This is a genomic window from Massilia sp. LC238, assembly GCF_000735635.1.
GTDB lineage: Bacteria > Pseudomonadota > Gammaproteobacteria > Burkholderiales > Burkholderiaceae_D > Telluria > Telluria varians.
In genome coordinates this window covers 69,300-91,625 of sequence record NZ_JNNN01000012.1, presented here as the reverse complement: position 1 = coordinate 91,625, position 22,326 = coordinate 69,300, and the positions used below count along the sequence as shown (strand labels likewise).

Annotated in this window: 20 protein-coding genes; 7 read left to right on the top strand and 13 right to left on the bottom strand. The window is 65.1% G+C overall.

Going from position 1 to position 22,326, the window contains the following annotated elements:
* Nucleotides 1-3 precede the first annotated feature (3 nt).
* The gene (locus FG94_RS03105) at nucleotides 4-1,683 is read right to left on the bottom strand and encodes a peptide chain release factor 3 (RefSeq protein ID WP_036206935.1); all 1,680 of its coding nucleotides are present in this window, start codon (nucleotides 1,681-1,683) and stop codon (nucleotides 4-6) included.
* A gap of 184 nt (nucleotides 1,684-1,867) precedes the next feature.
* Between FG94_RS03105 and FG94_RS28390 the strand changes: the two genes are divergently transcribed.
* Genes FG94_RS28390 through FG94_RS03075 form a run of 6 tightly spaced genes read left to right on the top strand, consistent with a single transcriptional unit; the run spans nucleotide 1,868 to nucleotide 8,318 of the window.
* Nucleotides 1,868-2,269, top strand: coding sequence for a type IV pilin protein (locus tag FG94_RS28390; protein WP_036206933.1), 402 nt, complete (start codon nucleotides 1,868-1,870; stop codon nucleotides 2,267-2,269).
* Nucleotides 2,263-2,724 (top strand): GspH/FimT family pseudopilin, encoded by a 462-nt coding sequence (locus tag FG94_RS03095; RefSeq protein ID WP_036206930.1) that lies wholly within the window; start codon nucleotides 2,263-2,265, stop codon nucleotides 2,722-2,724. Before FG94_RS28390 ends, FG94_RS03095 begins: the two co-directional genes overlap by 7 nt.
* Nucleotides 2,725-2,728: 4 nt before the next feature.
* Complete coding sequence (locus FG94_RS03090) at nucleotides 2,729-3,316, top strand: hypothetical protein (RefSeq protein ID WP_036206929.1); 588 nt, start codon at nucleotides 2,729-2,731, stop codon at nucleotides 3,314-3,316.
* 20 nt (nucleotides 3,317-3,336) lie between these two features.
* Nucleotides 3,337-4,407 carry a PilW family protein gene (locus FG94_RS03085; protein WP_036206927.1) on the top strand — a complete coding sequence of 357 codons (1,071 nt, stop codon included), beginning with the start codon at nucleotides 3,337-3,339 and terminating at the stop codon, nucleotides 4,405-4,407.
* A complete protein-coding gene (locus FG94_RS03080; protein ID WP_036206925.1) occupies nucleotides 4,404-4,976 on the top strand; it encodes a PilX N-terminal domain-containing pilus assembly protein in 573 nt (190 codons plus the stop codon). Before FG94_RS03085 ends, FG94_RS03080 begins: the two co-directional genes overlap by 4 nt.
* Nucleotides 4,977-4,994: 18 nt before the next feature.
* A complete protein-coding gene (locus FG94_RS03075) occupies nucleotides 4,995-8,318 on the top strand; it encodes a pilus assembly protein (protein WP_051996086.1) in 3,324 nt (1,107 codons plus the stop codon).
* Here FG94_RS03075 and FG94_RS03070 read toward each other — a convergent pair.
* Nucleotides 8,297-9,673: a sensor histidine kinase gene (locus FG94_RS03070; protein WP_051996084.1), complete on the bottom strand. Its 1,377-nt coding sequence runs from the start codon at nucleotides 9,671-9,673 to the stop codon at nucleotides 8,297-8,299. The two genes, FG94_RS03075 and FG94_RS03070, sit on opposite strands and share 22 nt — an antisense overlap.
* Nucleotides 9,674-9,691: 18 nt before the next feature.
* Nucleotides 9,692-10,375 carry a response regulator transcription factor gene (locus tag FG94_RS03065; protein ID WP_036206910.1) on the bottom strand — a complete coding sequence of 228 codons (684 nt, stop codon included), beginning with the start codon at nucleotides 10,373-10,375 and terminating at the stop codon, nucleotides 9,692-9,694.
* A gap of 270 nt (nucleotides 10,376-10,645) precedes the next feature.
* Here FG94_RS03065 and FG94_RS03060 point away from each other — a divergent pair, with 270 nt between their 5' ends.
* Nucleotides 10,646-11,446 (top strand): Crp/Fnr family transcriptional regulator, encoded by an 801-nt coding sequence (locus FG94_RS03060; RefSeq protein WP_027865354.1) that lies wholly within the window; start codon nucleotides 10,646-10,648, stop codon nucleotides 11,444-11,446.
* Here the strand turns inward: FG94_RS03060 and FG94_RS03055 are convergent.
* The 10 genes from FG94_RS03055 to thrS all read right to left on the bottom strand — a co-directional run bounded on the left by FG94_RS03055 (nucleotide 11,443) and on the right by thrS (nucleotide 22,188).
* Nucleotides 11,443-12,957, bottom strand: coding sequence for a CHASE3 domain-containing protein (locus FG94_RS03055; RefSeq protein ID WP_081925754.1), 1,515 nt, complete (start codon nucleotides 12,955-12,957; stop codon nucleotides 11,443-11,445). The two genes, FG94_RS03060 and FG94_RS03055, sit on opposite strands and share 4 nt — an antisense overlap.
* A 299-nt stretch (nucleotides 12,958-13,256) precedes the next feature.
* Nucleotides 13,257-13,889, bottom strand: a complete 633-nt coding sequence (locus FG94_RS03050) for a response regulator transcription factor (protein WP_027865355.1) — start codon at nucleotides 13,887-13,889, stop codon at nucleotides 13,257-13,259.
* Nucleotides 13,890-14,149: 260 nt separating this feature from the next.
* Complete coding sequence (locus tag FG94_RS03045) at nucleotides 14,150-14,560, bottom strand: MerR family transcriptional regulator (protein ID WP_036206908.1); 411 nt, start codon at nucleotides 14,558-14,560, stop codon at nucleotides 14,150-14,152.
* Nucleotides 14,561-14,573: 13 nt separating this feature from the next.
* Complete coding sequence (locus FG94_RS03040; RefSeq protein WP_027865357.1) at nucleotides 14,574-14,918, bottom strand: integration host factor subunit alpha; 345 nt, start codon at nucleotides 14,916-14,918, stop codon at nucleotides 14,574-14,576.
* A gap of 168 nt (nucleotides 14,919-15,086) precedes the next feature.
* Nucleotides 15,087-17,513: a phenylalanine--tRNA ligase subunit beta gene (gene pheT, locus FG94_RS03035; protein WP_036206906.1), complete on the bottom strand. Its 2,427-nt coding sequence runs from the start codon at nucleotides 17,511-17,513 to the stop codon at nucleotides 15,087-15,089.
* A gap of 56 nt (nucleotides 17,514-17,569) precedes the next feature.
* Nucleotides 17,570-18,586, bottom strand: a complete 1,017-nt coding sequence (gene pheS, locus FG94_RS03030) for a phenylalanine--tRNA ligase subunit alpha (RefSeq protein ID WP_036206904.1) — start codon at nucleotides 18,584-18,586, stop codon at nucleotides 17,570-17,572.
* Nucleotides 18,587-18,838: 252 nt separating this feature from the next.
* Complete coding sequence (rplT, locus tag FG94_RS03025; RefSeq protein ID WP_027865360.1) at nucleotides 18,839-19,198, bottom strand: 50S ribosomal protein L20; 360 nt, start codon at nucleotides 19,196-19,198, stop codon at nucleotides 18,839-18,841.
* Nucleotides 19,199-19,228: 30 nt separating this feature from the next.
* A complete protein-coding gene (gene rpmI / locus FG94_RS03020) occupies nucleotides 19,229-19,426 on the bottom strand; it encodes a 50S ribosomal protein L35 (RefSeq protein WP_026354218.1) in 198 nt (65 codons plus the stop codon).
* 294 nt (nucleotides 19,427-19,720) lie between these two features.
* On the bottom strand, nucleotides 19,721-20,278 hold the full coding sequence (gene infC / locus FG94_RS03015) for a translation initiation factor IF-3 (RefSeq protein WP_370661394.1): 558 nt from the start codon (nucleotides 20,276-20,278) through the stop codon (nucleotides 19,721-19,723).
* The gene (thrS, locus tag FG94_RS03010; protein WP_036206885.1) at nucleotides 20,278-22,188 is read right to left on the bottom strand and encodes a threonine--tRNA ligase; all 1,911 of its coding nucleotides are present in this window, start codon (nucleotides 22,186-22,188) and stop codon (nucleotides 20,278-20,280) included. The genes infC and thrS overlap by 1 nt, the downstream gene beginning before the upstream one ends.
* Nucleotides 22,189-22,326 lie beyond the last annotated feature (138 nt).

Genomic DNA, 22,326 nt, shown 5'->3' with positions numbered 1-22,326 from the left:
ACCTCAGGCCAGCTTGGCCGCGTGCTCGCGGGTGGCGTGGAAGGTCAGCTTCGGCCAGCGTTCCTGGGTCAGGCGCAGGTTGACGCCGGAGGTGGCGAGGAAGGCCAGGTTGCCGGCCGCGTCGACCGCGACCTGGTGGCCGAGCTGGTTCTCGAAGTCGGACAAGGCCTTCTTGTCCTCGCTCGACACCCAGCGCGCGCTCGAGATGCTGCTGCTCTCGAACACCGCATCCACGCCGTATTCGTTCAACAGGCGGCTCGCCACCACCTCGAACTGCAGCACGCCGACCGCGCCCAGGATCAGGTCCGAACCGAGCAGCGGCTTGAACACCTGCACCGCGCCCTCTTCGCCCAGCTGCTGCAGGCCCTTGTGGAGCTGCTTCACCTTGAGCGGATTGCGGATGCGCACCGTGCGGAACAGGTCCGGGGCAAAATACGGAATGCCGGTGAAGGTCAGTATCTCGCCTTCCGAGAAGCTGTCGCCGATCTGCATGTTGCCGTGGTTCGGCAGGCCGATGATGTCGCCGGCGTAGGCTTCTTCGACCTGTTCGCGGCTCGAGGCCATGAAGGTCACCACCGACGACAGCTTGACTTCGCGTCCCAGGCGCAGGTGCTTGACCTTCATGCCCTTTTCGAAACGGCCCGAGCACACGCGCAGGAAAGCGATGCGGTCGCGGTGGGCCGGGTCCATGTTGGCCTGGATCTTGAAGACGAAGCCCGAGAACTTCGGCTCGGTCGGCTCGACCGCGCGCACGGTGGCGTCACGCTCGCGCGGCGCCGGCGCCCAGTCGACCAGCGCCGACAGGATCTCGCGCACGCCGAAGTTGTTGATCGCCGAGCCGAAGAACACCGGGGTCTGCACGCCCGACAGGAAGCGCTCCAGGTCGAACACGTGCGAGGCGCCGTGCACCAGCTCCACTTCCATCTTGAGCTGTTCGATCTCGAGCGGGAACATCTCGGCCAGCTTCGGGTTGTCGATGCCCTTGACGATCTCGAAGGCGCCGTCGGCCTTTTCCTCGCCGGCCTTGAACAGCATGATCTCGTCGCGCAGCAGGTGGTACACGCCGCGGAAGTTCTTGCCCATGCCGATCGGCCAGGTCACCGGCGCGCATTCGATCTTCAGCACCGATTCCACTTCGTCGAGCAGCTCGAGCGGGTCGCGGGTTTCGCGGTCGAGCTTGTTCATGAAGGTGACGATCGGGGTGTCGCGCATGCGGCAGACGTCGAGCAGCTTGATGGTCTGCTCTTCCACGCCCTTGGCGGCGTCGATCACCATCAGCGCGGAGTCGACCGCGGTCAGCACCCGGTAGGTGTCTTCCGAGAAGTCCTGGTGGCCCGGGGTGTCGAGCAGGTTGATCACGTGCTCGCGGAATTCGAACTGCATCACCGAGGACGCGACCGAGATGCCGCGCTGCTTTTCGATGTCCATCCAGTCCGAGGTCGCATGGCGGCCGCTCTTGCGGCCCTTGACCGTGCCGGCCATCTGGATCGCGCCCGAGAACAGCAACAGCTTCTCGGTCAGCGTGGTTTTACCCGCGTCAGGGTGGGAAATGATGCCGAAGGTGCGGCGGCGCGCCACTTCGCGCGCGATCAGGGCGGCGGGCTTGCCTGCCTGAGCGGCGCCAGGATCAAGGGACATCTCGTCGGCGTTCTCGTTGCCGGGTGCTGCGGTATCGGTGGACATGGTCTCGGCCAGTGGATTGATGCAAAACCGGCGATTTTACCGGGTACCGAGCGCCTTGTGTGGACGGCGCGCACCGAGCCGCTTCCAAGCCCAGGTCATTGTCAGCATTTTGTCAGCTTTGCTTCAGCAATTTGACAGCTTCAGTGTTTATACTGGGCAACATTTATCGTTCCGTGAGGAAACAATGATTTCCCGAGTCTTCCGGCGCCCGCGCGGTTTCACCCTGGTCGAACTCATGGTCGCGGTTGCCATCATCGGCATCCTGGCGGCCATCGCCCTGCCCTCGTACAACCAGTACGTGGTCCGCAGCACCCGCGCCGCGGCCCAGTCTTACCTGATGGAACTGAGCCAGGCCCAGGCCCAGTACATGGCCGACAGCCGCAGCTACGCCGCCTCCCACACTGATCTGGGCGTGACGCCACCCGGCCCGGTGACCGCCAAGTACGAGGTCAAGATCACCCTGGTGGAAGGCCCGCCGCAGGGCTATACGATTACCGCCACCCCGTGGCCCGGCTCGACTCAGCTCGCGGATGGCGAGCTGAGCATTAACCAGGCGGGCGTGCGCACGCCCAGCGCCAAATGGTAAGTCAGGCGCGCCAGCGCGGCTTCACCCTGCCCGAGCTGCTGACGGCGCTGGCCGTCATGGCGATCCTGGGCGCGATCGCCGCGCCCGCCTACGGCAACTGGGTGGCCGCCATGCGCGCGCGCAGCACCGGCACCGACCTGCACACCGCCTTGATGCTGGCGCGCAGCGAAGCCATCAAGCGCAATGCCGAGGTCACCCTGGCCCCGGGCGCCGCCGGCTGGCTGGCCGGCTGGAGCATCGCCGCCCCAAGCGACGCCGGCCGCCTGCTGCACAGCCACCCCGGGGCCGCCGTGGCCAGCATCACGGGCCCCGAGCGCGTCACCTACCTGGCCAATGGACGCGTCAAGGGCACGATCCTGCCCACCTTCGAGATCGCCGGCAAGAGCGGGGGCGACCTGCGCTGCGTCAAGGTCGACCTGTCCGGGCGTCCGAACCAAACCCAATCCGCCTGCTGATGCCATGACACGCTTGCCTTCCCTCCCCTCCCGCCTGCGCGCACGCGGCGTCGGCCTGGTCGAAGTCCTGATCACGATGGTCGTGCTCGCCTTTGGCCTGCTCGGCCTGGCGGCCTTCCAGGCCAAGGCCCACGTCGGCACCATCGAGTCCTACCAGCGCGCCCAGGCCGCGGTGCTGCTGCAGGACATGCAGGCGCGCCTGTCCGCCAACGGCGCCCAGGCCGGCGCCTACGTCACCGAGGCGCCGCTCGGCACCGGCAGCACGCTGGGCAGCGACTGCGCCGCCGCGGCGGCGGGCAAGGACCGCGACCTGTGCGAGTGGAACCTGGCCCTGAAGGGCGCGGCCGAGCAGCGCGGCGGCAACAACGCCGGCGCCATGCAGGGCGCGCGCGGCTGCGTCGAGCTGGTGCGCGCCGAAAACGATGCCGCGGGTGTCTGCACCCCGGCCGTCTACCTCGTCACCGTGGCCTGGCAGGGCATGCACGCCACCAAGGCCCCGGCCCAGGCGTGCGGGAAGGACCAGTACGGCGCGGACACCCACCGCCGCACGGTGTCGGCGCGGGTCGCCATCGGCCTGCCGGGCTGCACGTGAATCCGGCACAGGAGAACAGCATGCGACCCATTCCTTCCTTACGCCGCGCGCGCGGCTTTTCGCTGGCCGAGCTGATGATCGCCTCGGCGCTCGGCCTGGCGATCCTGGCCGGCCTGTCCACGATGTTCGTCAAGAACATGCGCACCCAGCAGGAAATCGAGCAGGCCCACCTGCAGGTCGAGAACGGGCGCTACGCGATCGACGTGCTCGGCGTCGACCTGCGCAACGCCGGCTACTACGCCGAGTTCGACCCCAGCGTGCTGGCCAACCCGGCCGCCCTGCCGGCCCTGTGCGCCGCCAACCTGGACGAACTGAAGGCCGGCCTGGTGCTGCCGGTCCAGGGCCTGGATGCGGGCGCCGCCCTGCCGGCCTGCCTGGGCGACGTGCGCCACGGCACCGACGTGCTGGTGGTGCGCCGCACCGCCACCTGCGTCGCCGGCGTCGGCAGCTGCGCCCCGTTGGCAAATGGCGGGCCGTTCTTCCAGGCTTCGCTGTGCAACAACGCCACAGAACTCGATTCGCCCAACGTGGCCGACTTCTATGCGCTCAGCCTGTCGGAGGTCAACCTGAACCGCCACCAGCGCGACTGCAGCCCGGTGGCGGGCAGCGGCACCCTGGCCGCCAAGCGGCGCTACCTGACCCATATCTACTACGTGGCCAACAACAACCGCGCCGGCGACGGCATCCCGACCCTCAAGCGCCTCGAGCTGGGCAGCACCGGCCAGGCCCCGACCTGGAACACCGTGGTGCCGCTCGCCGAAGGCATCGAGAACCTGCAGGTCGAATACGGCCTGGACCTGGCCAAGGATGGCGTGGCGGACGTCACCACGGCCAATCCGTCCACCTATGACGGCTGCGCCAGCGCCGCCTGCGCGGTGGCCAACTGGCGCGCCGCGGTCGCCGTGCGCATCCACGTCCTGGCGCGCAACACCCGGGCCAGCCCCGGCTACGTCGACCGCAAGAGCTACACGCTCGGCCTGGATGCCGACGGCGAACCCCACACCATCGACGCCGCGAACGATGCCTACAAGCGCCACGTCTTCCAGACCCAGGTGGCGCTGCCCAACCCGGCCGGAAGGAGGCTGCCATGACAACGATTGCCCGCCGCCAGCGCGGCGTCACCCTGATCACCGCCCTGGTCCTGCTCGTGCTGCTGACCCTGGTCGCGCTGACCACCTTCAACGTCGGCAAGTCGAACCTGCAAATCGTCAGCAACATGCAGCAGCGCGACGAAGCCGCAGCAGCGGCCCGCGAAACCATCGAGGAAGTGATCAGCAACACCCGTTTCACCGTCACGCCGGAGCACGTGCTGGCCAACCCCTGTGGCGAGGACAACCAGCGCTGCGTCGACACCAATGGCGACGGCAAGGACGACGTGCGGGTCAGAATCGCGCCGAGCCCGAAATGCGTGAAGGCGCCGGTGATCAAGAACACCGCGCTCGACCTCGCCAAGGCCGAAGACCAGGTGTGCAGCATGGGCAGTTCGCAGAGTTTCGGCGTGGCCGGCGCCGTCGACGGCAACTCGGCCTGCGCCGACAGCATCTGGGAAATCAGCGCCGAGGCCACCGACGTCGAGACCGAGGCCCAGGTCACGGTCACCCAGGGCGTGGCCGTGCGCGTGGCGCGCGACGACGTTACCAACAATTGCCCCAGTACCTGAAGCCGAGAAGGATTCACCATGTTCCGCACCATGCGCCTCTTTTCCCGTCCGGCCGCCCTGCGCCTGACCCTGGGCTTGTCCAGCTCGCTGGCCCTGCTGCCGCTGCCGGCTGGCGCCGACGACATCGACATCTTCACCGGCGCCTCGGCGGGCGACAAGCTCAATCCGCGCATCCTCATCGTGCTCGACAACACCTCGAACTGGGCGCGCCAGAACCAGAAATGGCCGGGCGGGCTCACCCAGGGCCAGTCCGAAGTCAGGGCGATCCAGCGCGTCGTGGCCGAGCTCGACGGCTCGGTGAGCCTGGGCCTGATGGAGTACGTCACCGGCGGCAACGCCAACGACGACGGCGGCTTCATCCGCTACGCGGTCCAGCCGATGGACCAAACCAACCGGGAGGCGATCAGCACCCAGCTGACCACGATCTACAACAACATCAACAGCCCGGACGAAAAGCGCAACTCGAACACGCCCTACGGCAACCTGATGTACGACGTGTACAACTACTTTGCCGGCGCCAATTCGTACTCGCCTGGCGCCACGCTGGCGAGCAAGGCCGACAAAAACGGCTACACCACGGCCTTTTCGCGTTTCAAGTCGCCGCTCACGCTCGACAACCTGTGCGGCAAGAGCTTCGTCATCTTCATCGGCAATCCCAATGCCAGTGGCCCGTCCAAGGACAGCGCCGCCAACACCGCCCTGCTGAACACGCTCAACGGCCAGCCCGTCAAGCAGCTCGGCCTGCCGAACTTCAGCAGCAAGAGCACGACCACCTCGACCACGGTGGGCACCACCGCCGCCTGCTACGGCAGCGCCACCGCGGCCGCCTCGGCCCTGCCCTCCTTCAGCACCGTCTGCGACGGCTACACCGAAGGCTGCAAGATCGGCAATGCGGTGCCCAGCGAAGTCGGCGTCTGCACCACCGGCAACAGCCGCTACAGCGTGGTGGCCACCGACATCGAGATCACGAATAGCCCGACCGGCACCTTCAGCACCGACACCGGCCCGCGCAATGCCGACGAATGGGCGCGCTTGCTGCACGACCGCGGCATTGCCATGCCGAGCGGCAGCATCCGCCCGAACGTGACGACATACACGATCGACGTCCATAACGCCCAGCCGAACGCCGAGCACACCTCGCTCCTGCTGAGCATGGCGCGCGCCGGCGGCGGCAAGTATTTCCTGGCCAAGAACGAGGATTCGATCGTCGAGGCGCTGAAGAACATCCTGATCGAGATCCAGGCGGTCAACAGCACCTTCGCCTCGACCAGCCTGCCGGTGAACGCCACCAACCGGTCGCAGAACGAAAACCAGGTCTTCATCGGCATGTTCCGTCCCGACAAGAAGGCCAAGCCGCGCTGGTTCGGCAACCTCAAGCGCTACCAACTGATCGACAACAACGGCAACATCGACCTGGGCGACGTCAACGGCAAGGTCGCGGTGAACACCGTCACCGGCTTCGTGACGCCCTGCGCGGCCAGCTACTGGACCAAGGACAGCAAGAATTACTGGGAGGGCCTGGGCATCGACCCGGCGCCGCTCGGCACCTGCGACACCAAGGGTTTCGATCCCTTCTCCGACCTGCCCGACGGGCCCTTCGTGGAAAAAGGCGCGGCCGCGCAAGTCCTGCGCGAGGGGAACGGCGCCGGCACCCAGGCGGTCAACCGCAAGGTGCTCACCCATACCGCCTCGGGCCTGACGGACCTCACCAGCGCCAACAGCGGCATGGCGGCCGACCTGGTCAGGTTCATCCGCGGCGAGGACGTCACCGGCGAGAAGGGCACGGTCGGCGCGAGCAGCACCCGTCCCTCGATCCACGGCGACGTGATCCATTCCCGTCCCCTGCCCATCAACTACGGCGGCAAGGAGGTCGACAGCAAGAAGTTCGGCGTGACCGTGTTCTACGGCGCCAACGACGGCACCCTGCGCGCCATGGACGCGGATACCGGCGTCGAGCACTGGGCCTTCGTGGCGCCCGAGTTCTTCCCGCGCCTGTCGCGCCTGATGAGCAACACGCCGCTGGTCGCCTATCCCGGCATGCCGGACCAGGACATCGCCCCGACCCGGAAGGATTATTTCTTCGACGGCTCGACTGGCGTCTACCAGAACGCCGACAGCTCGAAAGTCTGGATCTTCCCGACCATGCGCCGCGGCGGCCGCATGATCTATGCCCTCGACGTCAGCAAGCCCCTGACGCCGAAGTTCAAATGGAAGGCGGGCTGCCCGAACCTGGACAACGACACCGGCTGCACCACCGGCATGTCGGGCATCGGCCAGACCTGGTCGACGCCGAGCGTGGCCTTCCTCAAGGGCTATGAACAGGGCGCCAGCCCGGTCATCGTCGTGGGCGGGGGCTACGACAGCTGCGAGGACGCCGACAGCAAGGCGCCCAGCTGCGCCAGTGCCAAGGGCGGCGTGATCTACGTCCTCGACGCCAACAACGGCGCGCTCCTGCGCAGCTTCCCGACCGCGCGCCCGGTGGCGGCCGACATCGCGATGGTGGACGTCGACAATGACGCCATGCCCGACTATGCGTACGCGGCCGACACCGGCGGCAACCTGTACCGGGTGGACTTCGTCGACGCCAGCCGCAGCGCACGATCGAGCAGCGCCTGGACCAGCCGCAAGGTAGCCGGGACCAGCGGCGACGGACGCAAGTTCCTGTTCGCGCCGGCCCTGCTGGCGGCCCAGGACCACGTCTACGTGGCGATCGGCAGCGGCGACCGCGAGCACCCGCTGGCCAGCCAGTACCCGTTCAATGGGGTCACCAACCGCTTCTACGTGTACAAGGACAGCCTGACGGACGGCGCGAACGTCGATCCGGCCAACCTGGACGCCCTGGAAGACTACAGCGCGAATGCGCGCAATACCTGTTCGAACACGGCGATCCTGCCCGGCAGCAGCCTGAAAGGCTGGTTCATGGACCTGAACGAGAACGGCCAGGGCGAGCAGGTCGTGACTTCGGCGCTGATCGCCGGCGGCATGGTGACCTTCAGCACCAACCGTCCGATCCCGCCGCTGGCCGGGACCTGCTCCACCACCCTCGGCGAAGCGCGCGGCTACTGGGTCAACCTGCTCAACGGCTCCGGCGCGATCGGCGTGAACGCCACCTGCGGCGGCCAGCGCTCCTCGCCCTTCGTGGGCGGCGGCCTGCCGCCCTCCCCGGTGCTGGCGACCGGCGTGCCGGTCACGGTCGACGGCAAGCCGCAGGCGACCACGGTCGTGATCGGCGCGGTGCAGCGCAGCGCCGGCGCCAGCGTGGCGATCGCGCCGCAGAAGATCCGCCCGAACATCAACTCGCGGCGCAAGCGTAGCTACAGCTATACCTCGGGCGCCGACTGAACGGGTAGCGACCGTTCCAGGGGGAAGCGGACTGCGACCCGCAAGCCGCTTCCCCCCGCTCCCTCGCCGAGTTCCACGCGGGCGCCGTGCGCGGCGGCGATCTCGCGCACGATCGCCAGGCCCAGGCCCGAGCCCTGGCTGTGCTGGTCAAGGCGCACGAAGCGCTGGAATACCTGGGCCCGCTTCTCCGGCGCGATCCCCGGGCCCGAATCCTCGACCGCGAACAGGACCCCATCCGGCGTCGGGCGGCAGTAGACCGTGACCCTGCCCTGCGCCGGCGTGTAGCGCAGCGCATTGTCCACCAGGTTGTCGACCAGGTCGCGCAGCATGTGGCGCTCCCCTTCCAGCCACGCCGGCGCCAGCTCGAAGCCCAGGTCGATGTCCTTGCGCAGCGCGCGCTCGACAAACGACTGGACCGACTCGCCGACGATGCCCGAGAGGTCGAGCCGGGTGAAGCGCGCCTGCGCGAAGCGCTCCGGCCCGGCGCGTTCGAGCGAAAGCAGCTGGTTGGCCTGGCGGATCATGCGTTCGTTGGCCTGCAACAGCAGTTCGACCGTGCGCAGGGTCTCGGGATCGTCGCGATGGCGGCCGGCCAGCCATTCCAGCTGCAGGCGCAGCCCGGCCAGCGGGGTGCGCAGCTGGTGCGCGACGTTCGCGCGGAAGTCGTCCTGGGCCCTGGCGCCGGCGGCGATGCGTTCCAGCAGCGCATTGAAGGCGTTCACCACCGGCAGCAGCTCGCGCGGCATGCCGCCATCCTCGAGCGGCGCCAGGTCGTGGCTGCCGCGCGCATCGAGGCGGGCGCGCAGGCGCGCCAGCGGCGCCAGGCCGTTACCGACCGAGAACCACACCAGGCCGACCAGGGCCAGGCTGAACACGACTTCGAGCAGCACCAGCGCGCGCACGATGGCCGAGCGGACCTGCTGGCGCTGGCTCAGCGTGCGCGCCACCCCCACCTCGACCGGGCCGCCGCTGCCGGGCACCAGCAGGCTGGCCACCCGCACCGGCTGCCCGTGCATGCGATCGTCGCGCACCGGCGCGCTGCCGCTGCGGCGCGGAAAAGCGGGGTCGCCGGCCAGTACCCGGCCTCGCGCATCGCGCACCACGAACCAGCTGGCGTCGGGCGAACCGGCGCCCAGCACGCGCGCCGCGTCAGGCAGGTTCGCGGGCAGGTCGACCGACGCGCCGCCCGGACGCAGGCGCGTGGCCAGTCCGGTGGCGGCGTCCAGCAGGCCCTGGTCGAAGGCGCGCTGGGCCGGGGTCCAGGCCAGCAGGTAAGTCAGGCTCGCGGCCAGCAGGTTGAACACGAGGATGGGTGCGACCAGCCACTTCAGCAGGCGCAGGCGGATGCTGCTCATGGGCCGCTCGCGAAGGCCCTAGTTCCCGGCTTCGAGCAGGTAGCCGAAGCCGCGGATGGTGCGGATGGCCACGCCGGCGCCGTCGAGCTTCAGGCGCAGGCGCGAGACGTAGACCTCGACCGCGTTCAGGGTCAGGTCGTCGCCCCAGGGCGCGATGGCGTCGATGATCTGCTGCTTCGACACCACCCGGCCGGCATGTTGCAGGAGGTATTCGAGCACGCCCCATTCGCGCACCGACAGCTCGAGGGCGCGTTCGCCGACGCGCGCGCGGCGGGTGGCGCCGTCGAGGCTGAGCCGCGCGAGCCCCAGCTGGCTCGGGGGTGGGGCGAAGCGCCGCGCCAGCGCGCGGATGCGCGCCACCAGTTCGGGAGTGGCAAATGGCTTGACCAGGTAATCGTCGGCGCCCGCCTCCAGCCCGCGCACCCGGTCCTCGACGGCGTCGCGGGCGGTCAGGAGCAGCACCGGGGTCCTGGCGCCGCGTGCGCGCAGGCGGCGCAGCACTTCGAAGCCGTCGATGCCCGGCAGGCCGATGTCCAGCACGATGACGGCCAGCTGCGCCGCCGACTGCGGGTTCTGCAGCCGGGCATCGGCGGCCAGTCCGTCATGCAGCAGTTCGACCTGCATGTCCTGGGCCTGCAGGGTCCGCAGCAGCCCGTCGGCCAGCACGGCATCGTCTTCGACCAGCAGCAGTGGCAAGGGCATTGTCGGGCGGGGCAAAAGGAAAGCCACATTATGCGCGAAACGGGCGCAAAAGCGTTTCCTCAGCAAAAGAAAAAGAGATGACAGAGCGACAATCTCTCCAGTAGGACTGGACTTACAAGACCGGATGCGGCAAGCCTACACAGGGGCGACTGCCAGTCTTATGTTCGCCAACAGACTATAGCTTTATTGTTCACACATCGCGATGAGGAAACGAAAACAAGACCTCAAGCAATCGCAAACCGACACACGTTAGAGATAAGAGGACAGAAAATGAACAACGCTCAGCTTGGTGGTACGCAAAAAGCGCAACACAAGATCCCAGCCACGAGTGAGACTGTGAAAGCCGCGTCCCGCCCCGTTGTCAGCTACAGCGGCACCCAGCAGAACGAACTGCTCGGCGCCCTGCCCCGCCAAGACCTGGAAACCCTGTTCGAGCACCTGGAACTCGTTCCTCTGCCATTCGGCAAGGAGTTGTTCGAGTATGGCAGCAAATTGGAATACGTGTATTTTCCGACGACGGCAATCGTGTCGCTGCTGTACGTGATGGAAGACGGCGCCACCACCGAGATCGCGGTGGTCGGTCACGAAGGCGCGGTCGGCGTGTCGCTGTTCATGGGCGAACGCGCCACCTGCAGCGCCGTGGTCCAGAGCGCCGGCTACGGCTACCGCCTCAAGACCCAGTTCCTGCGTGACGCCTTCGCCAAAGGCGGCGCCCTGCCCCAGCTCCTGATGCGCTACACCAACGCGCTGTTCGCCCAGATGGCCCAGAACGCCGTCGGTGGCCGCCACAGCTCGATCGAACAGAAACTGTGCCGCTGGCTGCTCGACCGCCTGGACCGTTCGGCCAGCAACGAGCTGAAAGTGACCCAGGAACTCATCTCGATCATGCTGGGCGTGCGCCGCGAAAGCATCACCGCTGCTGCCGGCAAGCTGCAGGACGAAGGCCTGATCCAGTACCGCCGCGGCAACATCACCGTGCTGGACCGCGCCGGCCTGGAAGAGTACGCAGGCGAATGCTACAAGGTCGCCAAGTCGGAATACGACCGCCTGCTGAGCGACGTGGCCCGTTAAGAATTGACCGGCGCCCCATCGGGCGCCTTGCCGCTCCTGGCTTCGACCGCCGTCCCGATCGACAGGGACGGCGTTGTCGTTTCTGCGCCGGCGAACACCGGAGCGGCATTGGCGCTGCCATCCCCGCCCGGCGCGGCCGCCGGAATCCAGGCGCGCACGCAGGTGCCGACATTGTTCACCCCGCGCGCCACCTGCAGGCTGCCGCCCAGCAGCAGCGCACGCTCGCGCATGCCCAGCAGGCCGTGCGACTTGGACTTGGCCATCGCGTCCGCCGGGATACCGATGCCGTCGTCCGTGATTTCCAGCTCCCAGCCGCTTGGCTCGCGCGTCAGGTTGACGATCACGGTGCGCGCCTTGGCGTATTTGGCGATGTTGTTCAGGGCTTCCTGGGTGATGCGGAACAGCGCGATCGCCTGCATCGAGCCGGCACGGTCCGCCTCGGCATCGATCAGGGCATCGCAGTCGAGCGCGGTCACCCGCGCATAATCGGCGCAATAACTCTGCAGCGCGGCCGACAGGCCCATGTTGTCGAGCAGGCTGGGACGCAGGTTCTCGATGATGCGGCGCTTGAGCTGCACGGTGTCGATCAGGGTCTTGCGGGCCCGGCCCAGCATCGACACCAGTTCCGGGTGCGTGCCCTTGAGCTGTTCGCTGACCGAGGTCATGTCCATCCCGATCGCGGTCAGGTTGGCGCCCATCTCGTCGTGCAGCTCGCGCGCCAGGCGCGACTTTTCTTCTTCCTGCACCCGGATCAGGTGGCGCGACAGCACCGACAACTGCTCGGTGCGCTCGGCAACCACCGCTTCCAGGCTGTCGTTGGTCTGCTGCAGCGCGCGCTCGGCTTCCAGGCGCAGGCCGAAGCTGCGCTGCACCAGGCTGTGGAATAACAGGATCACGAGGATGGCGGCGGCATTGATGCCGACCCCCAGCAGCACCGTGCGGCGCGACTGTTCATAGAACGCGGCAGTGCGGCTGGCCAGCAGTTCGTTCTGCTCGCGCGTCATGATCACGACCTGCAGGCGGATTTCGTCCATCTGGCCGCGCTCGTCGGCGGCCGCCGAGATCGCGACGATGTCGACCAGCCCGCCCCGGCGGTAGACCTCGAGCGACTCGTGCATCAGGCCGAGCTTGCGCTGCACCAGGCTGCGCAGCTGGGCCAGGTTTTTCGTTTGCGAAGGATTGTCGGCCAGCAGCACGCCCAGCGCGCGCAACTGGCTGTCGATCTGCTGGGGCGCCGCGTGCAGAGGCCCGAGGTTGACTTCCGAGCCGGACAGGAAATAGCCGCGCAAGCCGCTCTCGGCATCGGTGACCAGGAGGTTCAGATACTGGAGTTCGTCGGAGACGCGCGCGGTCTGGGCCTGCAGGGCGTTCGCGGAGCGCAGGTCATCCAGGTTACGGATCAGGAAGACCGCGTTGATGACCAGGATGACGACACAGGCCACGCACAACAGGGTCTTGGAGAGCGGCAGACCACGCAGCCGCTTGCCGTCGAAGGCAGTGGAAAAGTACATGGGCTTCCTTTCGCGCAACTGATGCCGTCCGGGCCGATTATAGTCGCGTTAGCTCGACAGTGCAGTGAGGCCCTTGGGGTAACCAGACGTTACGCGGATGCCAGCCATTGTTAATGGAAACAGAAATGCTGGGTGGCAGGCACTTAGCAGTGTGCGCGAGGACGCGGCGGTATGCAATACAAATGTTGCACAGCGGCGAAATTTTTGTAACGCTTGGAAACAGTTGTTGGCTGGCAAGCCGGAGGGACAGCGGAGGCGGCACGGGAAACGCGCCGGGGGCCGGCGCGTCCGGGAACTGCTCAGTCGAGCAGATTGTTCTTCATGGCGTAATAGGTCAGGTCGCTGTTCGACTGCAGGCCCATCTTTTCCATGATGCGGGTGCGGTAGGTGGAGACGGTCTTGATCGACAGCGACAGGGCGTTGCCGATGTCCGACACGGTGGCTCCCTTGGCCAGGCGCAGGAAGACCTGGAACTCGCGGTCCGACAGCTCGGTGTGGAGCGCCGTGTTCGGGTCGCGGTCGAAGCTCTGGGCCAGCAGCTCGCCCACGGTCGAGCTCACATAACGGCGGCCCTGGTACACGGTGCGCACTGCTGTTTTGAGCTCGTCGGCTTCGCATTCCTTGTTCAGATAGCCGTTGGCACCCATCTTGAACAGGTTGAGCGCGTACTGCTGCGCCGGATAACCGGACAAGATCAGCACCGGCAGGTTGGGCTGGCCCTGGCGGATGGTGCGCAGGATATCGATGCCGCTCTGGTCCGGCATGGCGATGTCGAGCAACAGGACGTCGCAGATTTCGCGGCGTGCGATATCGAGGGCCTCGCGGCCGGTGGCGCCTTCGGCGACGACTTCGAACTCGCCCGACGACGAGAAAATCTGTTTGAATCCTGCTCGAACTATTTGGTGATCGTCACAAATGGCAACGCGTATCATTGTCTTCCCTTAAATTTTCCCTTTTCAGGAAAGTGCCAGGTCCGTGCATACGCCCCGGCTTGCATGCATATATAAGCATGACCGCAAGTGACATTCTATCACTACGGCGCATGGCATCAAGGCACACACTTGCTGAGTTATGCGCGGCACCCATCAACAAGTCCGCGCAATGGCTTATCGGACAGTTTTGACGAGCGCAATGCATCGGGAGTCTCCGTCAAGAAGACAGCGCGGCGTCGGTACGGCGCGCCTGAACGCGCTCAGGCGATGCCGGCGTGACTGCCGTGCTTCAGGAGAGCGAGAATGTCCAGCAGCTCGGCCCTGAGCATCTCGACATCGACGACCGGTGCCGGCGGCGGCAGCTCGACTTCGTCGGCAGCGTCCACCACATGGCCGCGGCCGTCGAGGCGATTGCGCGCGCCGCTGATCGTGAAGCCCTGTTCGTACAGCAGTTCGCGGATGCGGCGGATCAGCAGCACTTCGTGGTGCTGATAATAACGACGGTTACCTCGGCGTTTGACCGGCTTTAGCTGGGTGAATTCCTGTTCCCAGTAGCGCAGCACATGCGGTTTGACGCCGCACAAATCACTCACTTCACCAATCGTGAAATAGCGCTTCGCCGGGATCGGCGGCAGCACCACGGGCTCAGGCTTGTTCGGTCGTTCGCTCATCTACGTATTGTACTCAGGCGGCGCGGGCCAGAGAGTTACTCGGCGGACTAGTCTCCTCGACCATTCCCTTGAGCTTCTGGCTCGCGTGGAAAGTCACGACGCGGCGCGCCGTGATGGGGATCTCTTCCCCGGTTTTCGGGTTGCGGCCCGGCCGCTGCGGCTTGTCACGCAACTGGAAGTTGCCGAAGCCCGACAGCTTGACGGCCTCGCCGCGCTCGAGCGCGTTACGGATTTCGTCGAAGAAGGTCTCGACCATGTCCTTGGCTTCACGCTTGTTCAGGCCGACCTGCTCGAACAGCAGCTCGGCCAGCTCGGCCTTGGTCAGGGTCGGCAGGTCCTTCTCTGCTTCCTTCCGCATCCGCGCCACTTGTGTCGCGCGATGCAGATCGGCCGCCAGCGCTTCCTGGAACACGGCCGAATCAACGTCGTTGTTATTAATTTTGAAGCCCTACCTTCAAGAAACGATGTTTTGGAACGATATGACATGCTTTACCAGGGCGCTCTGTTGGAGCGCCCGTAAAACACATCATGCACGCAGCTTTGCGCCGACTTTTTCTTGTGCCGCACGGGCCACGGCCGCCATGATGGCGTCCACCGCGTCGTCCTGCAGCGTCGATTGAGTATCTTGCAAGCCAAAGCGGAAAGCAAGGCTTTTTTCATCCGTCTCCAGGCCCTTGCCGCGGTATTCATCAAACAAAACAACGGCTTGCACGATCTTTCCGCCAGGATTCGCAGCGATCTCGGCATGGAAGCAATCGAGCACTTCCTGGGCCGCGACGCCCTGCTTCACCACCAGCGCCAGGTCGCGCGTGGCGCCCGGGAACTTCGAAATCTCGGCATAGGCCGGCACGCTGCGCTGGCGCAGCGCTTCGGCATCGACTTCGAACACGACCGGCGCCTGCGGCAGGTCGTATTTCTGCAGCCAGCGCGGGTGCAGCTCGCCGATGAAGCCGATTTGCTTGCCATCCAGTTCGACGAAGGCGCTGCGGCCCGGATGCAGCGCCGGATGCTCGCCCTTCACGAAGCGCAGCACGCTTGGTGCGAACAGGGCCTCGAGGTCGGCCTTGACGTCGAAGAAGTCGACCTGGCGGGTCTTCTCGCCCCACTGCTCGTCATTGACCGGGCCGTAGGCCATGGCGGCGACATGCTTGGGCTGCTCGAAACCGGCCACCGACAGCGGACCGTCCGCTACCGCCGCGTTACGCTTGAACACGGCACCGACTTCGAACACGCGCACACGGCCGGCCTTGCGGTTGACGTTGTAGCGCACGTTGGCCAGCAGGCTGCCCACCAGGTTCGAGCGCATCACGCTCATCTGGCTGGCAATCGGGTTCTGCAGGCGGATCGGGTCGGCGTTGGCGGCGAAGTCCTGTTCCCACTGGGCTTCCACGAAGCTCATGTTGACGGTTTCCTGGTAGCCCAGGTCGGCCAGCTGGTGGCGGATCGCGAACAGCGAGCGGGTGTTTTCCGGCTCGATCAGCATCGCGGTCGGCGCAACCGGCGGGCGGGTCGGGATGTTCTCGAAACCGTACACGCGCGCGACTTCCTCGATCAGGTCTTCCTCGATCTCGATGTCGAAGCGATAGGACGGCGAGGTGACGTGGAAGACACCGGCGTCGAAGGTGAACGGCAGCTGCAGGCGGGTGAAGATGTCCGCAACCACGTCATCGGTCAGCGGCACGCCGATCACCTTGGCGGCGCGGGCGGTGCGCATCGCAACCGGCTTTGGCTGTGGCAAGTTGACCGACTGATCGTCGACCGGACCCACTTTCGTCTCCGCGGTGCCGCAGATCTCGACGATCAGCGCGGTGATGCGTTCGATGTGTTCGACCGTGGTCGCGTAGTCCACGCCGCGCTCGAAGCGGTGCGCCGCATCGGTCGAGAAGTTGTACTTGCGGGCGCGGCCCTGGATGGCGTTCGGCCACCAGAACGCGGCTTCCAGGTAGATGTCGGTGGTATCCAGCGTGACGGCAGTGGAGTCGCCGCCCATGATGCCGGCCAGCGATTCGATTTCCTTGTCGTCGGCGATCACGCCGACCCACTCGTCGACCTCGATGGTATTGCCGTTCAGGAGCTTGAGTTGCTCGCCCTTCCTGCCCCAACGGATGTCCAGGCCGCCGTGGATCTTGGACAGGTCGAACACGTGCGAGGGACGGCCGACTTCCAGCATCACGTAGTTCGAGATGTCGACCAGGGCCGACACCGAGCGCTGGCCGCTGCGCTCGAGGCGCTGCTTCATCCAGTCCGGGGTGGCGGCGCGCGCGTTCAGGCCGCGGATGACGCGGCCCGAGAAGCGGCCGCACAGGTCCGGCGCCGAGATCTTCACTGGCAGCGTTTCATCCAGGTTGACGGCGACCTGCTTGGTGGTCGGCACGTGCAGCGGGGTGCCGGTCAGGGCCGCCACTTCGCGCGCCACGCCCAGCACCGACAGGCAGTCGGCCTTGTTCGGGGTCAGCTTGATGGTGAACTTCAGGTCGTCCAGGCCGAGGTAGTCGCGAATGTCGGCGCCGACCGGTGCGTCCGCCGGCAGTTCCATCAGGCCGCTGCTCTCTTCCGAGATCTTCAGTTCCTTGGCCGAGCACATCATGCCCTGCGACTCGACACCACGGAGTTTACCGACCTTGATCGCGAAAGGCTTGCCGTCGGCGCCCGGCGGCAGCACGGCGCCGGCCTTGGCGCAGATCGCCTTCATGCCGGCGCGCACGTTCGGGGCGCCGCACACGATGTTGAGCAGGGTGCCGCTGCCGACGTCTACCTGGCAGACGTTCAGGCGGTCGGCGTCCGGGTGCTTGGCGACTTCCTTCACCTCGGCCACCACCACGTTGGTGAACGGCGGCGCGACCGCTTCGACTTCCTCGACTTCGAGGCCGGACATGGTCAGGAGGTGGGACAGTTCGCTCGAGGTCATCTTCGGATCGACCATGGAACGGAGCCAGTTTTCGGAGAATTGCATGTTCTTTTTACCTTGTAACCGCGTTGTTGACTGGGCGTACTGAATCAGCGACCGTATTAATTAAATTGCTTCAAGAATCGCAGGTCGCCTTCGTAGAACAGGCGCAGGTCGTTGATCCCGTAACGCAGCATGGTCAGGCGCTCCAGGCCGGAGCCGAAGGCGAAACCGATGAACCGCTCCGGATCGAGGCCGAAATTACGTACGACAGTCGGGTGCACCTGCCCCGCCCCCGACACTTCCAGCCAGCGGCCCTTGAGCGGACCGGAGCCGAAGGCAATGTCGATCTCGGCCGACGGTTCGGTGAACGGGAAGTAGGACGGACGGAAGCGTACTTCCAGGTCCTCGGTCTCGAAGAAGGCCTTGACGAAGTTCAGGTACACGCCCTTGAGGTCGGCGAAGCTGATGTCCTCGCCGATCCACAGGCCTTCGACCTGGTGGAACATCGGCGAGTGGGTGGCGTCGCTGTCGACGCGGTAGGTGCGGCCCGGCGCGATCACCTTGATCGGCGGGGTGTGGGTGCGCGCATAGCGCACCTGCATCGGGCTGGTGTGGGTGCGCAGCAGCAGCGGTTTGCCGGTGCTGTCATTGCCTTCGATGTAGAAGGTGTCCTGCATCGAACGGGCCGGATGGTTTTCCGGGCTGTTCAGTGCGGTGAAGTTGGTCCAGTCGGTTTCGATCTCGGGGCCGTCGGCCACGTCGAAGCCGATCGAGCGGAAGATTTGCTCGACACGTTCCCAGGTACGCATCACCGGGTGGATGCCGCCCTTGGCGCGGCCGCGGCCCGGCAGGGTCACGTCGATGGCCTCGAGATTCAGGCGCGCTTCGAGCTGGGCGTTGGCCAGGGCGTCGCGTCGGGCAGTCAGTGCCTGTTCGATTTTTTCTTTGGCGGCATTGATCAGGGCGCCCTGCGCCTTGCGCTGTTCAGGGTCGAGCTTGCCCAGGCCCTTCATCAGGTCGGTGACCTGGCCGGTCTTGCCCAGGTATTTGGCTTTTGCATTTTCGAGCGCGGCGGCGTCCGCGGCGGCGGTGAAATCAGCCTGGGCCGAGGAGACGAGATCTTCCAGCGATTGCATGCTTGTTCTTTTCCTGTTTAGGTGGCGGCGCTTCAGGGACTCGCAGAAGCGTAGCGAGCGGCAGCAATGCTGGCCGAGAAGCGCAGCTGTACGAGGAGTACAGCGAGCATCGCAGGCCGGCAGTGCAACGCGCAGTAGCTTCTGCGAGTCCCCACCACAATCAAAAACGGGGCACAGGTATTTCGACCGTGTGCCCCGCTCTTTTTGCTTTCCCGTTGGCGGGAAAGCTGGTCTTGCTAGCTAACTGACTGATTAGGCAGCCAGCTTGGCCTTGGCGGCGGTGACAATCGCGGCGAATGCCGGCTTGTCGTGCACTGCCATGTCGGCCAGGACTTTACGGTCCAGTTCAATCCCGGACTTCTTCAGGCCGTTCATGAAGGCGCTGTAGGTCATGCCGTGCGAACGCGATGCCGCGTTGATACGGGTGATCCACAGGGCGCGGAAGACGCGCTTCTTGTTACGACGGTCGCGGTAGGCGTACTGGCCAGCGCGCATGACTGCTTGCTTGGCAATACGGAATACCTTGCTGCGACGGCCGCGGTAGCCTTTGGCAAGTTCAAGGACTTTCTTGTGACGGGCACGTGCAGTAACCCCACGTTTTACTCGAGGCATGGTAGCTCCCTTTGTATATGATTAGTGAGATTAAGCGGAAGGCATCATGCGGTAGACGCTCGTCACGTCCGATGCATTGATGTTACGGGTGCCGCGCAGTTGACGCTTGTTTTTGGTGGTCTTCTTGGTCAGGATGTGACGCTTGAACGCCATACCCGACTTGACGGTACCACCCGGACGCACGCGAAAACGCTTCTTCGCGGAGCTTTTGGTTTTCATTTTTGGCATAGTATTCTGCCCTTTTACAGGCAGCCTCTATACGACAGGATTGCAGGTGGCGGCAACGCCGCTCTTGGATGCCTGCTTTCACTTGTCTTGCAGCCGACGCCACTTCCTGTCGACTACAACCTGTTTGTTAAAAACAGGAACCGCAGATGATAGCACAGGTTTGCAGGGAATTGTTGGGGCGGCACCAGGGTTTTGTCGCCGAGTCCGACGAAGCGCACAAACGAACGCAGGCCGGGCCAGGCGCAGCTCACGCTGACACCGGGACCCGGCCCATTCATCTGACGGCGCGAAGAATTACTTCTTCTTCTTCGGCGCGACCACCATGATCATCTGGCGACCTTCGAGCTTCGGGAATTGCTCGACCTGGCCGTATTCTTCCAGGTCGCCGCGCAGGCGCTCGAGCATGCGCATGCCGATGTCCTGGTGCGCCATTTCACGGCCGCGGAAGCGCAGCGTGATCTTGGTCTTGTCGCCGTCTTCCAGGAACTTGATGAGGTTGCGCAGCTTGATGCTGTAGTCGCCCTCATCGGTACCCGGACGGAACTTGACTTCCTTGACCTGGATGATCTTCTGCTTCAGCTTGGCTTCGTGCGCCTTCTTCTGCTCGGAGTACTTGAACTTGCCGTAGTCCATCAGGCGGCAGACCGGCGGGACCGCGTTCGGCGCAATCTCGACCAGGTCGACGTTCTTTTCCTCGGCCATGCGGAACGCTTCCGCCAGGCTCACGATGCCCAGCGGTTCGTTGTCCACACCGTTCAGGCGCATTTCGGGATGGGTGATCTCGCCGTTGATGCGATGCTGTTTGTCAGTAGCTATGTCGTTTCCTTTGAAAGTATTGATTGAGGCCGGGATTATTTCGCCTTGGCGGCAACTTCGCCAACCAGGCGCTCCACGAGCGCGTCGACCGGCATCACGCCGAGATCGACATTGCCGCGGGCACGCACGGCCACCGTATTTGCTTCACGTTCTTTATCGCCAACAACCAGAATGTACGGCAGTTTTTGGACAGAATGCTCGCGAATTTTATAAGTAATCTTCTCGTTCCGCAAATCAGCGTGAACGCGGATGCCCGCCGCGCGCAGCTTGGCTTCGACCTGCTTCACATAATCTGCTTGCGCATCCGAGATATTCAAGACCGCGACCTGCACCGGAGCCAGCCACAGCGGCAGCGCACCGGCGTAGTTCTCGATCAGGATGCCGATGAAGCGTTCCATCGAGCCGACGATCGCACGGTGCAGCATGACCGGCACCTTGCGGGTGTTGTCTTCCGCGACATATTCGGCGCCCAGGCGGCCCGGCATCGAGAAGTCGACCTGCATGGTGCCGACCTGCCATGGACGGCCCAGGCTGTCCTTCAGGTGGTACTCGATCTTCGGGCCGTAGAAGGCGCCCTCGCCCGGCAGCTCGGTCCATTCCACGCCGCAGCCGCGCAGCGCCGAACGCAGGGCCTCTTCGGCCTGGTCCCACACCTCGTCGGAACCGATGCGGTTTTCCGGACGCAGGGCGATCTTGACGTCGATATTCTCGAAGCCGAAGTCCTCGTAGACCTTCATCGCCTGGGCGTGGAAGGCCACCACCTCGGGAGCGATCTGCTCTTCGGTACAGAACACGTGGCCGTCGTCCTGGGTGAAGCCGCGCACGCGCATCAGGCCGTGCAGCGCGCCCGAGGACTCGTTGCGGTGGCACTGGCCGAATTCGCCGTAGCGCAGCGGCAGATCGCGGTAGGAACGCAGGCCGGCGTTATAGATCTGCACGTGGCCCGGGCAGTTCATCGGCTTCAGGGCGTAGGTGCGGTTTTCCGACTCGGTCGTGAACATGTTTTCACGATAGTTGTCCCAGTGGCCGGTCTTCTGCCACAGGGTGACGTCGATGATCTGCGGCGCCTTGACTTCGCTGTAGCCGGTTGTTTGATAGGTCTTGCGCATGTACTGCTCGACCTGCTGCCAGATGGTCCAGCCCTTCGGGTGCCAGAAGATCAGGCCCGGGGCTTCGTCCTGGAAGTGGAAGAAGTCCAGCTGCTTGCCCAGCTTGCGGTGGTCGCGCTTCTCGGCCTCTTCCAGCATGTGCAGGTACTGTTCCTGGTCTTCCTTCTTGGTCCAGGCGGTGCCGTACACGCGCTGCAGCATCTCGTTCCTGGAGTCGCCGCGCCAGTAGGCGCCGGCCAGCTTCATCAGCTTGAAGACCTTCAGCTTGCCGGTCGATGGCACGTGCGGGCCGCGGCACAGGTCGGTGAAACCGCCCTGCTCGTACAGCGACACGTCCTCGTTCGCAGGGATCGAGGCGATGATCTCGGCCTTGTAGTCTTCGCCGATCGACTTGAAGTAGCTGACCGCTTCGTCGCGCGGCAGCACCTTGCGGGTGACCGGCTGGTCCTTCTTGGCCAGCTCCGCCATCTTCTTCTCGATCGCCGCCAGGTCGTCCGGGGTGAACGGACGCTTGTACGAGAAGTCGTAGTAGAAGCCGTTCTCGATGACCGGGCCGATGGTGACTTGCGCTTCCGGGAACAATTCCTTGACGGCGTGCGCCAGCAGGTGGGCGGTCGAGTGGCGGATGACCTCCAGGCCGTCCGGATCGCGGTCGGTGACGATCGCCAGGTCGGCGTCGTCTTCGATCAGGAACGAGGTGTCGACCACCTTGCCGTTGACCTTGCCGGCGAGCGCGGCCTTGGCCAGGCTCGGGGCGATATTCTGGGCCACCTGGGCAACGGTGACCGGGCCGTCAAACTGACGACTGGAACCATCCGGAAGTCGAACGTTGAGCATTGCTGTTCTCCATGTGGCGCAGCGCGCGCCGTTAAATGTTGAAAATATTGAAAGCAAAAAAGTTTGGACGAAAAAAAACGCGCACTAGGCGCGTTTTCTTCAGTGTTGTCGAGCTTCTTTGGACAAAAGACCACCGTA

Coding starts and splice junctions, on each gene's coding strand:
- FG94_RS03105 (WP_036206935.1), bottom strand. CDS start 1,683: ATGTCCACCGATACCGCAGCACCCGGCAACGAGAACGCCGACGAGATG.
- FG94_RS28390 (WP_036206933.1), top strand. CDS start 1,868: ATGATTTCCCGAGTCTTCCGGCGCCCGCGCGGTTTCACCCTGGTCGAA.
- FG94_RS03095 (WP_036206930.1), top strand. CDS start 2,263: ATGGTAAGTCAGGCGCGCCAGCGCGGCTTCACCCTGCCCGAGCTGCTG.
- FG94_RS03090 (WP_036206929.1), top strand. CDS start 2,729: ATGACACGCTTGCCTTCCCTCCCCTCCCGCCTGCGCGCACGCGGCGTC.
- FG94_RS03085 (WP_036206927.1), top strand. CDS start 3,337: ATGCGACCCATTCCTTCCTTACGCCGCGCGCGCGGCTTTTCGCTGGCC.
- FG94_RS03080 (WP_036206925.1), top strand. CDS start 4,404: ATGACAACGATTGCCCGCCGCCAGCGCGGCGTCACCCTGATCACCGCC.
- FG94_RS03075 (WP_051996086.1), top strand. CDS start 4,995: ATGTTCCGCACCATGCGCCTCTTTTCCCGTCCGGCCGCCCTGCGCCTG.
- FG94_RS03070 (WP_051996084.1), bottom strand. CDS start 9,673: ATGAGCAGCATCCGCCTGCGCCTGCTGAAGTGGCTGGTCGCACCCATC.
- FG94_RS03065 (WP_036206910.1), bottom strand. CDS start 10,375: ATGCCCTTGCCACTGCTGCTGGTCGAAGACGATGCCGTGCTGGCCGAC.
- FG94_RS03060 (WP_027865354.1), top strand. CDS start 10,646: ATGAACAACGCTCAGCTTGGTGGTACGCAAAAAGCGCAACACAAGATC.
- FG94_RS03055 (WP_081925754.1), bottom strand. CDS start 12,957: ATGTACTTTTCCACTGCCTTCGACGGCAAGCGGCTGCGTGGTCTGCCG.
- FG94_RS03050 (WP_027865355.1), bottom strand. CDS start 13,889: ATGATACGCGTTGCCATTTGTGACGATCACCAAATAGTTCGAGCAGGA.
- FG94_RS03045 (WP_036206908.1), bottom strand. CDS start 14,560: ATGAGCGAACGACCGAACAAGCCTGAGCCCGTGGTGCTGCCGCCGATC.
- FG94_RS03040 (WP_027865357.1), bottom strand. CDS start 14,918: ATGCGGAAGGAAGCAGAGAAGGACCTGCCGACCCTGACCAAGGCCGAG.
- pheT (WP_036206906.1), bottom strand. CDS start 17,513: ATGCAATTCTCCGAAAACTGGCTCCGTTCCATGGTCGATCCGAAGATG.
- pheS (WP_036206904.1), bottom strand. CDS start 18,586: ATGCAATCGCTGGAAGATCTCGTCTCCTCGGCCCAGGCTGATTTCACC.
- rplT (WP_027865360.1), bottom strand. CDS start 19,198: ATGCCTCGAGTAAAACGTGGGGTTACTGCACGTGCCCGTCACAAGAAA.
- rpmI (WP_026354218.1), bottom strand. CDS start 19,426: ATGCCAAAAATGAAAACCAAAAGCTCCGCGAAGAAGCGTTTTCGCGTG.
- thrS (WP_036206885.1), bottom strand. CDS start 22,188: ATGCTCAACGTTCGACTTCCGGATGGTTCCAGTCGTCAGTTTGACGGC.